Below are 12,650 nucleotides of genomic sequence, written 5' to 3'. Positions count from 1 at the left end.
GGTGGTATTGTCACGACAATGCCGTCGGCTCCGACGCCGGTGTCCCGCAGGTGTGGAGGACCGCGATGCCCAACGAAGGCCAGCTGCCGTCCGACCTGTTCATGGACCTGGACCGGTCGGGTCCCATGCCCCTCTACTTCCAGGTCGCCTCGCGCATCGAGGAGTCGATCCGCTCCGGTGCGATGCCCCCTGGGGCCCGGCTCGAGAACGAGATCGCCCTCGGTGAGCGGCTCGGTCTGTCGCGGCCGACGATCCGTCGCGCGATCCAGGACCTCGTCGACAAGGGCCTGCTGGTCCGCCGTCGCGGCATCGGGACCCAGGTCGTGCACGGCCCGGTGACGCGCAAGGTCGAGCTCACGAGCCTGTACGACGACCTGGCGCAGGGTGCCCAGGCGCCGGCGACGAAGCTCCTCGAGCGCAACGACGTCCCCGCGTCCGACGCCGTCGCCGCGGCGCTCAGCATCGAGCCCGGCACGACCGTCGCGCACATCCGACGCGTGCGGTTCGCCGAGGACGTCCCGATGGCGATCCTCGAGAACTACCTGCCGCCGGAGTTCCTCGACCTGACCGACGACGACCTGCAGGCACACGGGCTGTACCAGCTGCTGCGCGGCCGGGGCGTCACGATGCGGGTGGCGAAGCAGCGGATCGGCGCCCGTGCGGTCACGGACGACGAAGCCGATCTGCTCGAGATCGAGGACGGCGACCCGGTGCTCACCATGAGCCGCACCGCGTACGACGCCTCGGGCCGGGCGGTCGAGTACGGCGTGCACTGCTACCGCCCGGACCGGTACTCGTTCGAGGTCACGCTCGTCGACAAGTAGGTCACGGGCGCACGCGGCCGGCGGAACCCCGAGCTCGCCCGCCAGGGACTGCGCACGGCCGAACCCGAAGGACCGTCGGACGGAGCAGACGGCAGGTGCGGTGCCAGCCGGCACCGCGCCTCCGTCCGCCGTCCGGGTGCTGCTAGAGCACCGGGGTCGCCGCCGCGTAGGTGAGCGGCCCGTCGACCCGCGCGACGTCGTGCCACGCCCCGTCTCCGAGCGAGGCCTCTGCCGCTTCCACGATCGAGGCCGCCGCCAAGCCGTCGGCGACCGACGGCGCGAGCTGCTCCCCGCGCCGGACGCTCGCGATGAACTGCGCGGCCTCGACGGTCTTCAGGTCGTCGTACCCCATGGCGGTACCGGCGCCGGGCTGGAAGCGGGCGAACTCACCGTCCCCCGCGGCCACGTAGTGCGTCGCGTACCCGTCGACCTCTTGCCCGTCGAGGAAGACCTCGAGCTCGTTGAGGCGCTGGAAGTCCCACCGCACCGAGCCCCTCGTGCCGTAGACCTCGAGCGTGTACTCGGCGTGCGGGCCCCGCATCACCCGGCTGGAGTCCATGACGCCGACGGCGCCGTCCTCGAAGCGGAAGAGCAGGGCCGCGTAGTCCTCGTTCTCGACGGGCTTCCGCTCCCCCGTCGCGGCGGCGCTGCGGTCGACGATGCCGGCGCCCGGGAGCGGGCGGTCGGTGATGAACGTCTCGGCGAGCGCCGACACGGACGAGATCCGGCCGACGACGTACTGCGCCAGGTCGAGCCCGTGCGAGAGCAGGTCGCCGAGGACGCCCGAGCCGGCACGCTCCCGCTCGAAGCGCCAGGTCAGCGGCGCCGCAGGGTCGGACGAGTAGTCGGCCAGGAGCGCCCCGCGGACGTTCGTGATGCGGCCCAACCGCCCGCTGCGGACGAGGTCCCGTGCCCGCTGGATCGCCGGGGCGTGCCGGTAGTTGAAGCCGACGCTCGTGATGACGCCCGCGCGCTGGACCGCCTCGTGGATCTGCCGGGAGTCGCTGGCGTACCGGCCCATCGGCTTCTCGATCCAGAAGGGCTTGCCCGCCTCGGCGGCGGCGACCGCCATCTCGCGGTGCAGGAAGTTCGGCGCGCAGATCGAGACGACGTCGACCTCGGGGTCGGCGAGGACCTCGTGGTGGTCGGCGACGGCGCGCTCGTAGCCCAGGCGGGTGACGGCCTGGTCGCGCGCCGCCTCGATCGGGTCGGCGGCGACCACGAGCCGGGGCTGCACGCCGAGCTCAGGGAAGTGGTCGGGCAGGGCGCGGTAGGCACGGGAGTGCAACCGGCCCATCCAGCCGACCGAGATGAGGCCGACGCCGATCGTGGCAGGGTGTGCGGGGGCCGGTGCGGGTGCGTCTGCCGCTGCGGGTGCGTCTGCTTTCATGCTGCCGGCACGATGATGTCGCGGACCAGGGCGTCGAGCTTCGCGTCGGCGTCGAGGAACTGCCGCAAGGTGGTCACCGTGGCACCGAAGCGGTCGAACTCGTCGATGGTCATGCCGTCGACGTCGTAGCCCCGGGCGAACTCCGGCGTGGCCGCCCGCAGCGCGTCGATGACGTGGGCGGGGACCTCGTCGTGGATGGCGTCCGGCCGGAAGGGGAACGCGTTCTCGTTGATGTCCTTCGTCCACCGGAACGGTGGGGACACGACGAGGTCGCCGCCCTGGAACTCCGACCACTGCAGCGGGTTGCGGAAGGCAGCCACGAGCACGCGCGACCGGAAGCCGCGCTCCTGGAAGACCCGGTACGCCTGCTTCACCGCGGCGACGCCGGCCCACTCGAGGATGCCGGGGTCGACCATGACGTGGTCGCGTTCGACGACCGTCTTCAACCAGTCGTCGAAGCGCCCGGCCATCAGCGTGACGACGTGGCCGAACTCCTGCTCGGGCCGGCCCTCGGCAGCGCGACGGTCGAGCGCCCGCTCGATCGCCTCGCCCACGGCGACGACCTGCGGCACGGTGAACGACACGGTGGCGTTGATCGAGACGCCGCGGTACGCGGCCTCCTCGATCGCGGCGATGCCGACCTTCGTGGCGGGGATCTTCACGATGATGTTCGGGGCGAGCTGCGAGAACCGCACGGCCTGCTCGACGAGCGCGTCCTGGTCGCGGTGGAACCGCGGATCGGTCTGCATGCTCAGTCGGCCGTCGCGGCCACCCGAGGCCTCGAAGGCGGGCAGCAACTGCTCGGCGGCGGCGATCGAGAGCTCCTCGACGGCCTTCCAGCCGATCCAGGACTCCCCCGCGGTCGGGTGCTCGGCGGCGATCTCGCGGATGCGCGGCACCCACGTCTCCGGGTCCTGCTGGATGCACGTGTAGGCGATCACCGGGTTGCACGTCGCCCCGACCGCCCCGTACTCGTGGATCGCCGTGGACAGCTCGCGCGGATCGGCGGAGTCGTTCCACAGGGCGGTCACGGTCTGCGACGCGGCCTGCAGCGTGACGGGTCGGTCGTCGGCGCCGGTGGGCGTCGGGGCCTCGAGGGCAGTCGTCATCGGTTCAGTCCCTTCGTGATCGTGTCGAGCTGGAAGCGTGAGACCTCGTCGGCGTTCTCGTTCTCGGCGAAGACGCTCGACACCGCGACGGTGTCCTCGCGCGCCGTGAAGCCGACCCGGTCGAGCGCGGCCCAGAAGGCGTCGAAGTCGACGTCCGCCTGCCCCACGGGCAGGTGCTGGTGCACGCGCACGGGGTTGCCCGGCGGGTTCGTGATGTAGCGGAGGCCGTGCGACCGTCGGTGGTCGTAGGCGTCGGCGACGTGGACCAACTGCAGCGAGTCGCCCGCGGCGTCGATGATCTCGTCCATGTTGCCGCCGTAGTGGAAGGTGTGGCAGGCGACGTAGACGAACCCGACGTGCTTCGAGTTCAGGCCGCGGATCACCCGGAGCGCCTCGAGGCCGTCCTCGACGAAGTCGTCGGGGTGCGGGTCGATGAGCACGCGGAGCCCGGAGCCCTCGATGATCGGCAGGAGCTCCTCCATCGAGCGGTAGAAGGCGTCCTCGGACTCCTCGGGGAGCTCTGGGCGGCCGGAGAACTCGGTGTTGATCGTGTCGACGCCGAGGCGCTTCGTGATCTCGATGACCCGCTTCCACTTCGTCACCGCGGCTTCACGGGCGTCACGGTCGGGCCCGGACCACCGGAGCACCGGGAGGACCGACGCGACCTGGACCCCGGCCTTCCGGCACGCGGCCGCGAAGGCGTCGACGAGGTCGTCGTCGGCCTTCGGGTGCCGGTGGAAGGGGATGAAGTCGCGGTGCGGGGTGAGCTGGAGGTGCTCGTAGCCGAGGTCCGCGACCTTCTGCGGGAACTCCAGCAGTGACAGGTCGTGGTGGAACGGCGTCGGGTCGAGTGCGATCTTCGGCATCGGTCAGGCCGTCTCGTAGAACGCCGGCTTCGCGGTGGCGTAGGCGACCTGCTCCAGCGCACCGGTCTGCTGCGCGCGCACGGCCACCTCGGCGACGACGGACGCGGTGTAGCCGTCCCACGCGCTCGGCCCGTCGATGCCACCGGTCCTGGCGGCGTCGACCCAGCGCTGGACCTCCTCGTCGTAGGCGGCGCCGAACCGCTCCACGAAGGACGGCGTGACACCCTGGCCGGACACGCCCTGCGACACGAGGGTGAGCGAGGTCTCGCGGCCGATGTAGGCGACACCCGACTCGAAGACCGCGTCGGTCGTGACCTGGTAGCCGAACTGGGCGTTGACGTTGATCTCGACGATCGCCATCGTGCCCGACTCCGTGGTGAACAGGACGAACTGCGGCTCGGGCAGGTCGGCCGGTGCGAGGGAGTTCTTCCGGGGCTTCTTCACCTCGACGGCGACGATCGGCTCCCCCGTGATGAACGGGATGATGTCGATCTCGTGGATCACCGAGTCGTGGATGAGCATCGACTCGCTGAAGTTCGGCGGCGTGGTCGGGTTGCGGTGGGCGTGGTGCAGCGCGAGCAGGGCACCGTTCGAGCCGGACTCCCGCAACGCGCGGAGCTCCTGGTACCCCTTGTCGAAGCGGCGCATGAAGCCGACCTGGATCCTCGGGCGGTCGGCGTGCTGCTGCTCGAGCTCGACGATCCGCAGGGAGTCCTCGGCCGACGTCGTGAGCGGCTTCTCGCACAGCACGGCCAGGCCGCGTTCGAGCGCCGGCACCAGGACCGGCTCGTGCAGGAAGCCCGGCGTCGCGACGATGACGGCGTCGATCGCGGTGGCGTCGAGGGCGTCCTCGAACGACGACGCGGTGATCGCTCCCGGCGCTTCCGCCGCTGCCGCCGTGGCGCGCGCGGTGTCCGGGTCGACGATCGCGACGACGTCGGCGCCTGCGATCGTCGACGTGATGCGACGCACGTGGTCACTGCCCATCGCGCCCGCTCCGACGACGGCGACGCGGAGGTTCTCGGTGGTGCTCATGCTGGGTTCTCCTGGGGGTGACGACTGCGGGGGTGACGACTGGGGTGACGACTGGTGGTGGACGGACGCCGGGTCAGCGTGCTCGGGCGGCGGCGGTCGAGCCGAGGATGTGCTGGAAGGTGCGCTCGGCGATCGGGCCCGGAGCGTCGACGGAGCAGCCGTACATGTCCTGCTCGACGATGCCGAAGACGTCCGGGTTGATCTTCGCGACGGCCTCGATGACGGGCGCGAGCTCGGGGGTGCCGTGCGGCGGCTCGGTCATGATGCCCTGCGCCACCGCGGTGGCGAACGGGACGTCGTTCTTCAGCACGTCGGGGAGCAGGTCGGTGTCGACCTGCTTGAGGTGCAGGTAGCCGATGCGCTCGGGGTGCTCGGCGATGAGCCGGAGGTTGTCGCCGCCGTAGTACGCGAAGTGGCCGGTGTCGAGGCAGAGGTTCGTGTACTCGGGGTTCGTCTCCGACAGGAACCGCACGGTCTCCGTGTGGGTGCCGACGTGGCTGTCCGCGTGGGTGTGGAACTGCTGGTGGACGCCGAACTCCTCGAGCAGTGCCTTGCCGAGCTGGTCGTGGCCCGTGCCCAGGCGCTCCCACTGCTCGTCCGTCAGGGTGCGGGACTCGAGCACCTCCTCCGTGGCGTCCGAGCGCCAGAGGTCCGGGATGGTGACGAGGTGCTCGGCGCCGAGCGCGGCGGCGAGCCCAGCGACCTTGACGGCCTGGTCCCAGGCGCGCTGGAACTGGTCGTCGCCCTTGTGGAAGCCCGTGAACACGGTGCCGGCGGACAGCCGGAGCCCGCGGGACTCCAGTTCGTCTCGCAGCTGCGAGGGGTCGGTGGGCAGGTACCCGTACGGACCGAGCTCGATCCACCTGTAGCCGGCCGCGGTCGCCTCGTCGAGGAAGCGCTGCCACGGGACCTGCTTCGGGTCGTCCGGGAACCAGACGCCCCAAGAGTCGGGAGCGGTGCCGATCCGGATGGCGTCGGTGGCGGTGGCGGTGTCGGTCATGACGAAGGTCGTCTTCTCTCTGGACGGTGTGGTGGGCGGCGTTCAGCCGAGCAGGGGCCGCTGCGCGGCGACCTGCTGCTCGTACGCGGCGCGGGCCTGCTGCGTGCTCGGCAGCGTGGAGGTCTGGGCGACCGGGACGTCCCACCAGCCGCCGCCGTCGGGGGCGTAGACGAGCGGGTCCGAGTGGACGTGCACGAGCGTGGTGTGGTCGTTCTCCTTGGCCTGCCGCACCGCGGCCGTGAGGTCCTCGATCGCGTCCGGCCCGGGCTGCACCTCGATGACGTCGACGCCGTAGGAGCGGGCGTTCGCGGCGAGGTCGACGGGGAGCACGTCACCGCCGTCGAACGAACCGGTTTCGTCGAGGTAGCGGTACCTCGTGCCGTACCGCTCGGACCCGACGGTCTCGGACAGGTGTCCGATGGAGGCGTACCCGTTGTTCTGGACGAGGACGACCACGATCTTGATGCCCTCGGCCACGGCCGTGACGAGCTCGGTGTGCAGCATGAGGTAGCTGCCGTCCCCGACCATGACGATCGCGTCGCGGTCCGGGGCGGCGCGTCGGACGCCGAGACCCCCGGCGATCTCGTAGCCCATGCACGAGAACGCGTACTCGACGTGGTAGCCGAGCGCGTCCCGCACCCGCCACAGCTTGTGCAGGTCACCCGGCAACGACCCCGCCGCCTGGATGACGACGTCGCGCGGGTCCGTCGCTGCCTGCACCGCGCCGATGATCTCGGACTGACCGGGCACGGCCAGACCCGAGGGCGCGAACGCGGCGTCGACGACGGCGTCCCACTCCTGCTTGCGCTGGGCGATCTCGGCCGCGTAGCCGGCGTCGACCGCGTACGACGAATCGGACGTGAGCGACGTGGTCAAGGCGACCAGTGCCTCCCGGGCGTCCGCGACCAGCGGCAGCTGCGTGCCGTGCTTGTAGGCGTCGAACGCGGCGACGTTGACGTTCACGAACGTGACGTCCGGGTCCTGGAACGCGGTGCGCGAGGCCGTCGTGAAGTCGCTGTACCGCGTGCCGATCCCGATGACGACGTCGGCCTGTGCGGCGATCGCGTTCGCGGCGGCCGTGCCGGTCGCACCGATGCCGCCGAGGTACTGCGGGTGGTCCCAAACGAGCGACCCGCCGCCGGCCTGCGACGTGCCGACCGGGATGCCGGTCGCCTCGACGAAGGCGGCGAGCTCCTGCTCCGCACCGGAGTACAGCACGCCACCACCGGCGACGATGACGGGCCGCTTCGCCAACCGGACCGCCGCCACCGCACGCGCCAGCGGCCCGTGCTCGGGCAGCGGCCGGCGGACGTGCCACTCGCGCGGCTGCAGGAAGGCGACGGGGACGTCGAGCTGCTCGGCCTGGACGTCCTCGGGCAGGGCGATGGTCACGGCGCCCGTCTCGGCCGGGTCGGTGAGCACCCGCATCGCCGCGAGCGCGATCGAGAACAGCTGCTCCGGACGCTCGACGCGGTCGAAGTAGCGGGACAGCGGCCGGAACGCGTCGGTCACCTGCAGCGAGGTGTCGTGCGGCAGCTCGATCTGCTGCAGCACCGGGTCGGTCGTGCGCGTGGCGAAGGTGTCGGACGGCAGCAGCAGTGCCGGCAGCCGGTTCGTCGTCGCGAGCGCCGCGGCGGTGAGCATGTTCGCGGCACCGGGGCCGACCGAGGCCGTCGCCGCGAAGGTCGCACGGCGGCGGCGCATGCGGGCGAAGCCGACGGCTTCGTGCACCATCGCCTGCTCGTTCCGGGCCTGGTGGTACGGCAGCAGGCCGGGCTGCTCGACGTGGAGCTGCTTGACGGCCTGGCCGACACCGGCGACGTTGCCGTGCCCGAAGATGCCGAAGATCCCCGGGATCGTGCGCTCGCGGGTGTCGCCGTCGACGGTCCACTGGGCGGCCAGGAACTCGACGAGTGCCTGGCCGACGGTCATCCGACGCGTTTCGCTCATCGGGAGGACTCCTTCCGGTAGGGCAGGCGCGGGTCGAGCTGCTCGCTCTCCCACGTCTGGCGGACCCAGCCGTGCGCCGGGTCGTCGGTGATGTTCCAGACGCGCTCCGGGTCTGGCCCGGCCATCACGTTGAGGTAGTACATGTCGTAGCCCGGCGCCGCGACCGCGGGTCCGTGCCAGCCGTACGGCACGAGAGCGATGTCGCCGGTCCGCACCTGTCGGAACTCGTCGATCGCACGGTCGTCGGATGCGTACGTCCGGTGCAGGGCGAACGGGTCGGCGGTGGCCGGTGCGGAGACCCCGCGCGCGACCGCGGACTCGTAGTAGTAGATCTCCTCGAGGTCCGACTCCGCGCCGGGCACGGAGGTGTCGTGCTTGTGCGGCGGGTACGACGACCAGTTGCCGGCCGGCGTGATCACCTCGCACACGATGAACCTGTCCGCGTCGAGCGCCGCCGGGGTGCCGAAGTTGTGCACCTGCCGGCTGGACTGCCCGGCGCCGCGGAGCTCCACCGGCACGTCCTGCCGGGCCACGTACGTGGTCGGCTTGACGGTCGCGGTGGGCGCCTCGGCGACCGCGAGCCGACCGGATCCGGTGATCCGCGCCGCCGTCCCGGAACCGAGGTACAGGACGTCGGTCGGTCCCTCGAAGACGCTGGCGCGTCCGTCGAGGGCCTGTGTCGTGTCGTCGTACGCCACGGTGAAGCTGCCGGCGAGGGGGACGACGATGCGTTCCACGGCGTCGGCCGGGAGGCGCAGCTCGCCCCCGTCGGTCAGCGCGCCGGTCCGCAGACCGGTGTGCGCCCACCCCGCGACACGGCCGTCGATGACGTCCGTCCAGCCGGCCTCGGGGCGGGAGCCGGCGGGGTTGAACCAGGTCTCGATCGTCACGAGCGCTCAGCCGTTCGACGGGAAGCCGAGGTTGATGCCGCCGTGCGACGGGTCGAGCCAGCGGCTCGTGATCGCCTTCTGGCGGGTGAAGAAGCTCACGCCGTCGGCCCCGTACGCCTTGTGGTCGCCGAACAGCGAGTTCTTCCAGCCACCGAACGAGTAGTAGGCGACGGGCACCGGGATCGGGACGTTGATGCCGATCATGCCGACCTGCACGTCGCGCTGGAACCGTCGGGCCGCACCGCCGTCGTTCGTGAAGATGGCGGTGCCGTTGCCGTACGCGCCGGAGTTGATGAGCTCGAGGCCCTCTTCGTAGGACTGGACCCGGACGACCGAGAGCACCGGGCCGAAGATCTCCTCGGTGTAGACGCGGCTCGTGGTGGGGACCCGGTCGATCAGCGTCGGGCCGAGCCAGAAGCCGTTCTCGTCGCCGTCGGGTCGGACGGTGCGGCCGTCCACCACGACCACCGCACCGTCCTGCTCTGCGACCTCGATGTACGAGGCGACCGTGTCACGGTGTTGCTCCGTCACGAGTGGGCCCATGTCGCACCCGCGACGACCGTCGCCGATGCGCAGGGTCGCGGCGCGCTCCGTGATCTTCTCGATGAGCTCGTCGGCCACGGGCTCCACGGCGACGACGACCGAGATCGCCATGCAGCGCTCGCCCGCGGAGCCGAAGCCCGCGTTGATGGCGTTGTCCGCGACGAGGTCGAGGTCGGCGTCGGGCAGGACGAGCATGTGGTTCTTCGCGCCGCCGAGGGCCTGCACGCGCTTGCCGTGCTTCGTGCCGGTCTCGTAGACGTACTGCGCGATCGGCGTCGACCCGACGAAGGAGATCGACTCGACGTCGGGGCTCGTGAGGAGGCCGTCGACGCTCAGCTTGTCGCCGTTGAGGACGTTGAACACGCCGTCCGGCAGCCCTGCCTCCCGGAACTTCGACGCGAGCCAGATCGCAGCGCTCGGGTCCTTCTCGCTCGGCTTCAACACGACGGTGTTGCCGGCGGCGATCGCGATCGGCAGGAACCACAGCGGCACCATGGCGGGGAAGTTGAACGGGCTGATGATGCCGACGACGCCGAGCGGCTGGCGGATCGAGTAGACGTCGATGCCGGTCGAGACCTGGTCCGAGAACTCGCCCTTCATGAGGCTCGGGATGTTCGTCGCGAGCTCGACGACCTCCTGCCCGCGGGCGATCTCGCCGAGGGCGTCGTCGATCACCTTGCCGTGCTCGCTCGTGATGATCTCGGCGAGCTCCGCCTTGTCGCGGTTGAGGACCTCGCGGAACGCGAAGAGGATCTGCTGCCGCTTCGACAGCGACAGGTTGCTCCACGCCGGGAACGCCGCCTTCGCGCTCGCGATCGCCGCCCGGATCTCCTCCTCGTTCGCCAGGGCCACCTGCTTCGTCACGACGCCCAACGCCGGGTCGTACACGGGGGCTGTGTTGCCGGACGTCGACGCGACCCGCGCCCCGTCGATCCAGTGCCCGATGGTCGTGGTGGCGGTCTCGGTGGTGGTCATGCGTTGCTTCCTTCCGGGACGGACGAGTCCATGGTGGTGGTGCCGTGGAGCCGAGCGGCTGGGTCGTGGGTTCCTGTGGAGGACCCGGCACGGGCCTCCTGGGTGTGGACGAGCCCCGCGGCCACGTCGACGGCCGTGGCGACGTCGCCGTCCGGCGGGTACAGCAGCGTGCGTCCGACGACCAGGCCACGCACCCCGGGGAGTGCCAGCGCGTCGGCCCACCTGCCGTAGGTCTCGAGCGGGCGCGACGACGGGTCCCCGCCGAGCAGCAGGGTCGGCAGCGTCGTCGCGGCCATCACCCGCTCCATGTCGTCCACGACCGGGATCTTGAGCCAGCTGTACGCGCTCGACTCCCCCAGCCCCGCGGCGATCGCCATCGAGGTGATCACGGCGTCGGCGGTCAGGTCGTTGACCACCCGGCCGTCCTGCCACGCCGACATGAACGGCTCGAGCATGATCGGCAGCCGGAGCGCGGCCGCCTCGCTGACCGCCCGCGCCGTGGCCTCGAGGGTCGGGGCGGTGCCCGGGTCCTGCAGGGCGATGCGCACCAGCAGCTTGCCGAAGTCCAGCCCCGAGTCCTTGATGGCCTGCGCCGAGTACGCCGTGTAGCGGTCGTCCATCTCGAACGTCGCGCCCCGCAGGCCCCCGCGGTTCATCGAGCCGACCACGACCTTGTCGTCGAGGGCGCCCAGGAGCGCGAGGTCCTCGAGGACGTCCGGCGTGCCGAGCACCCCGTCCACCCCGGGGCGACCGAGCGCCGTGACGAGCCGCTCGAGCAGGTCGTACCGGTCGGCCATGGCGGACTCGTCGTCCCGGACGGCCAGGGCACCGCGCGCCGGGTGGTCGGCGGCCACGATGAAGAGCCTGCCGTCGTCGGCCAGCAGGGAGCGCTTGCGCCGGGCGTCGAGCGCAGCCCGCACGAGCTCGGGCTGCCCGGCGCGGACGTCCCGCAGCCGCGCGAAGTCGGCGGTGCTGATCTCAGGCATCGACGGCCTCCTCCGTGGGGTTGTCCTGCAGGAACTGCTCGACCTCGTCACTCGTCGGCATCGCGGTCGAGCACTCGAACCGGGTGGCGACGATCGCGCCGGCGGCGTTGCAGAACGCGAGGGTCCGTTCGAGCCCCCAGCCCTGCAGCAGTCCGTGGACGAGCGCGCCGCCGAAGCCGTCGCCCGAGCCGAGCCCGTTCACGACGTCGATGTGGTGCGGCCGGAACTCGACGAACTCGTCGCGGGTCTTCGCCAGCACGCCCCTCGGACCCTGCTTGACGATCGCGATCTCGACGCCGCGGTCGAGCAGGGCGTCGGCGGCGCGGACGGGGTCGGTCTCGCCCACGGCGACCTCGCACTCCTCGCGGTTGCCGACGGCCACCGTGGCGTGTTCGAGCGCGACGGCGACCTCGCGCGTCGCGGCCTCGGGGCTCGACCAGAACATCGACCGGTAGTCGAGGTCGAGCACGGTGTGCCGGGCGGTCGGGGACGCGGCGGCGCTTCGCGCTTCGTTCGCCACGTGGTGCGCCTGGCGGCTCGGCTCCTCGCTCAGGCCCGTCACCGTGGTCCAGAAGATCCTCGCCCGCTCGATCTCGTGCAGCGGCAGGGACTTCACGGTGATCATCAGGTCCGGCGCCTTCGGGGCACGGTAGAAGTACAGCGGGAAGTCGTCCGGCGGGAAGATCTCGCAGAACGCAACCGGGGTGTTCAACCCCTCGACCGTCTCGACGAAGGCGTTCGCGACGCCGAACTCCGGCAGGGTCCGGGCGATGTACCGGCCGAACGGGTCGTTGCCCGTGCGGGTGATGACCGCGGCGTCGGCTCCGTGCCGGGCTGCTGCGATCGCGACGTTCGTGGCGCTGCCGCCGACGGACTTCGAAAAGGTCGAGACGTCCTCGAGCGGGCCGGTCTGCTGCGGGTAGACGTCGACGCTGACGCGTCCCATCGTGATCACGTCGTAGGCGTGGGGTGCTTCGTTCGTCATGCGACGCGGTGGACCTTCCGTGCGGCTTCATCGGCGGACGATCACGACTGTACACCTCGTTTGCCCTAATGTCATGACATGGAACCCGACAGCCGTC

The 12,650-nt window shown here is 71.2% G+C and carries 11 protein-coding genes; 1 reads left to right on the top strand and 10 read right to left on the bottom strand.

Annotated features, from left to right (window positions below; translation table 11 throughout):
* Positions 1-65: 65 nt before the first annotated feature.
* Positions 66-824 carry a GntR family transcriptional regulator gene (locus DEI99_RS04345; RefSeq protein ID WP_071263503.1) on the top strand — a complete coding sequence of 253 codons (759 nt, stop codon included), beginning with the start codon at positions 66-68 and terminating at the stop codon, positions 822-824.
* Positions 825-966: 142 nt separating this feature from the next.
* Here the strand turns inward: DEI99_RS04345 and DEI99_RS04340 are convergent, their stop codons facing one another.
* The 10 genes from DEI99_RS04340 to iolC all read right to left on the bottom strand — a co-directional run bounded on the left by DEI99_RS04340 (position 967) and on the right by iolC (position 12,553).
* The gene (locus DEI99_RS04340; RefSeq protein WP_111041537.1) at positions 967-2,214 is read right to left on the bottom strand and encodes a Gfo/Idh/MocA family protein; all 1,248 of its coding nucleotides are present in this window, start codon (positions 2,212-2,214) and stop codon (positions 967-969) included.
* On the bottom strand, positions 2,211-3,323 hold the full coding sequence (locus DEI99_RS04335) for a transaldolase family protein (protein WP_111041538.1): 1,113 nt from the start codon (positions 3,321-3,323) through the stop codon (positions 2,211-2,213). Before DEI99_RS04335 ends, DEI99_RS04340 begins: the two co-directional genes overlap by 4 nt.
* Complete coding sequence (locus DEI99_RS04330; protein WP_111041539.1) at positions 3,320-4,189, bottom strand: sugar phosphate isomerase/epimerase family protein; 870 nt, start codon at positions 4,187-4,189, stop codon at positions 3,320-3,322. The genes DEI99_RS04335 and DEI99_RS04330 overlap by 4 nt, the downstream gene beginning before the upstream one ends.
* A gap of 3 nt (positions 4,190-4,192) precedes the next feature.
* Positions 4,193-5,224, bottom strand: coding sequence for a Gfo/Idh/MocA family protein (locus DEI99_RS04325; RefSeq protein ID WP_111041540.1), 1,032 nt, complete (start codon positions 5,222-5,224; stop codon positions 4,193-4,195).
* Positions 5,225-5,297: 73 nt separating this feature from the next.
* Positions 5,298-6,224 carry a sugar phosphate isomerase/epimerase family protein gene (locus tag DEI99_RS04320; RefSeq protein WP_111041541.1) on the bottom strand — a complete coding sequence of 309 codons (927 nt, stop codon included), beginning with the start codon at positions 6,222-6,224 and terminating at the stop codon, positions 5,298-5,300.
* Positions 6,225-6,266: 42 nt separating this feature from the next.
* Complete coding sequence (iolD, locus tag DEI99_RS04315) at positions 6,267-8,174, bottom strand: 3D-(3,5/4)-trihydroxycyclohexane-1,2-dione acylhydrolase (decyclizing) (protein ID WP_111041542.1); 1,908 nt, start codon at positions 8,172-8,174, stop codon at positions 6,267-6,269.
* Positions 8,171-9,058: a 5-deoxy-glucuronate isomerase gene (gene iolB, locus DEI99_RS04310; RefSeq protein ID WP_502867033.1), complete on the bottom strand. Its 888-nt coding sequence runs from the start codon at positions 9,056-9,058 to the stop codon at positions 8,171-8,173. The genes iolD and iolB overlap by 4 nt, the downstream gene beginning before the upstream one ends.
* A 12-nt stretch (positions 9,059-9,070) precedes the next feature.
* Positions 9,071-10,582, bottom strand: a complete 1,512-nt coding sequence (locus DEI99_RS04305) for a CoA-acylating methylmalonate-semialdehyde dehydrogenase (protein ID WP_111041544.1) — start codon at positions 10,580-10,582, stop codon at positions 9,071-9,073.
* A complete protein-coding gene (locus DEI99_RS04300; protein ID WP_111041545.1) occupies positions 10,579-11,568 on the bottom strand; it encodes a class I fructose-bisphosphate aldolase in 990 nt (329 codons plus the stop codon). The genes DEI99_RS04305 and DEI99_RS04300 overlap by 4 nt, the downstream gene beginning before the upstream one ends.
* Complete coding sequence (iolC, locus tag DEI99_RS04295) at positions 11,561-12,553, bottom strand: 5-dehydro-2-deoxygluconokinase (RefSeq protein ID WP_111041546.1); 993 nt, start codon at positions 12,551-12,553, stop codon at positions 11,561-11,563. The genes DEI99_RS04300 and iolC overlap by 8 nt, the downstream gene beginning before the upstream one ends.
* Positions 12,554-12,650: the final 97 nt, after the last annotated feature.

Origin of the sequence: Curtobacterium sp. MCLR17_036 (assembly GCF_003234445.2) — a bacterium.
Classification (GTDB): Bacteria; Actinomycetota; Actinomycetes; order Actinomycetales; family Microbacteriaceae; genus Curtobacterium.
The sequence above is the reverse complement of the archived record's forward strand: the minus strand, read 5'-3'. Positions and strand labels throughout refer to the sequence as shown.

Bases quoted from the DNA above. Each gene is read 5' to 3' on its own strand.
- DEI99_RS04345 (WP_071263503.1), top strand. From the start codon at position 66: ATGCCCAACGAAGGCCAGCTGCCGTCCGACCTGTTCATGGACCTGGAC.
- DEI99_RS04335 (WP_111041538.1), bottom strand. From the start codon at position 3,323: ATGACGACTGCCCTCGAGGCCCCGACGCCCACCGGCGCCGACGACCGA.
- iolD (WP_111041542.1), bottom strand. From the start codon at position 8,174: ATGAGCGAAACGCGTCGGATGACCGTCGGCCAGGCACTCGTCGAGTTC.
- DEI99_RS04340 (WP_111041537.1), bottom strand. From the start codon at position 2,214: ATGAAAGCAGACGCACCCGCAGCGGCAGACGCACCCGCACCGGCCCCC.
- DEI99_RS04305 (WP_111041544.1), bottom strand. From the start codon at position 10,582: ATGACCACCACCGAGACCGCCACCACGACCATCGGGCACTGGATCGAC.
- DEI99_RS04300 (WP_111041545.1), bottom strand. From the start codon at position 11,568: ATGCCTGAGATCAGCACCGCCGACTTCGCGCGGCTGCGGGACGTCCGC.
- DEI99_RS04325 (WP_111041540.1), bottom strand. From the start codon at position 5,224: ATGAGCACCACCGAGAACCTCCGCGTCGCCGTCGTCGGAGCGGGCGCG.
- iolC (WP_111041546.1), bottom strand. From the start codon at position 12,553: ATGACGAACGAAGCACCCCACGCCTACGACGTGATCACGATGGGACGC.
- DEI99_RS04320 (WP_111041541.1), bottom strand. From the start codon at position 6,224: ATGACCGACACCGCCACCGCCACCGACGCCATCCGGATCGGCACCGCT.
- DEI99_RS04330 (WP_111041539.1), bottom strand. From the start codon at position 4,189: ATGCCGAAGATCGCACTCGACCCGACGCCGTTCCACCACGACCTGTCA.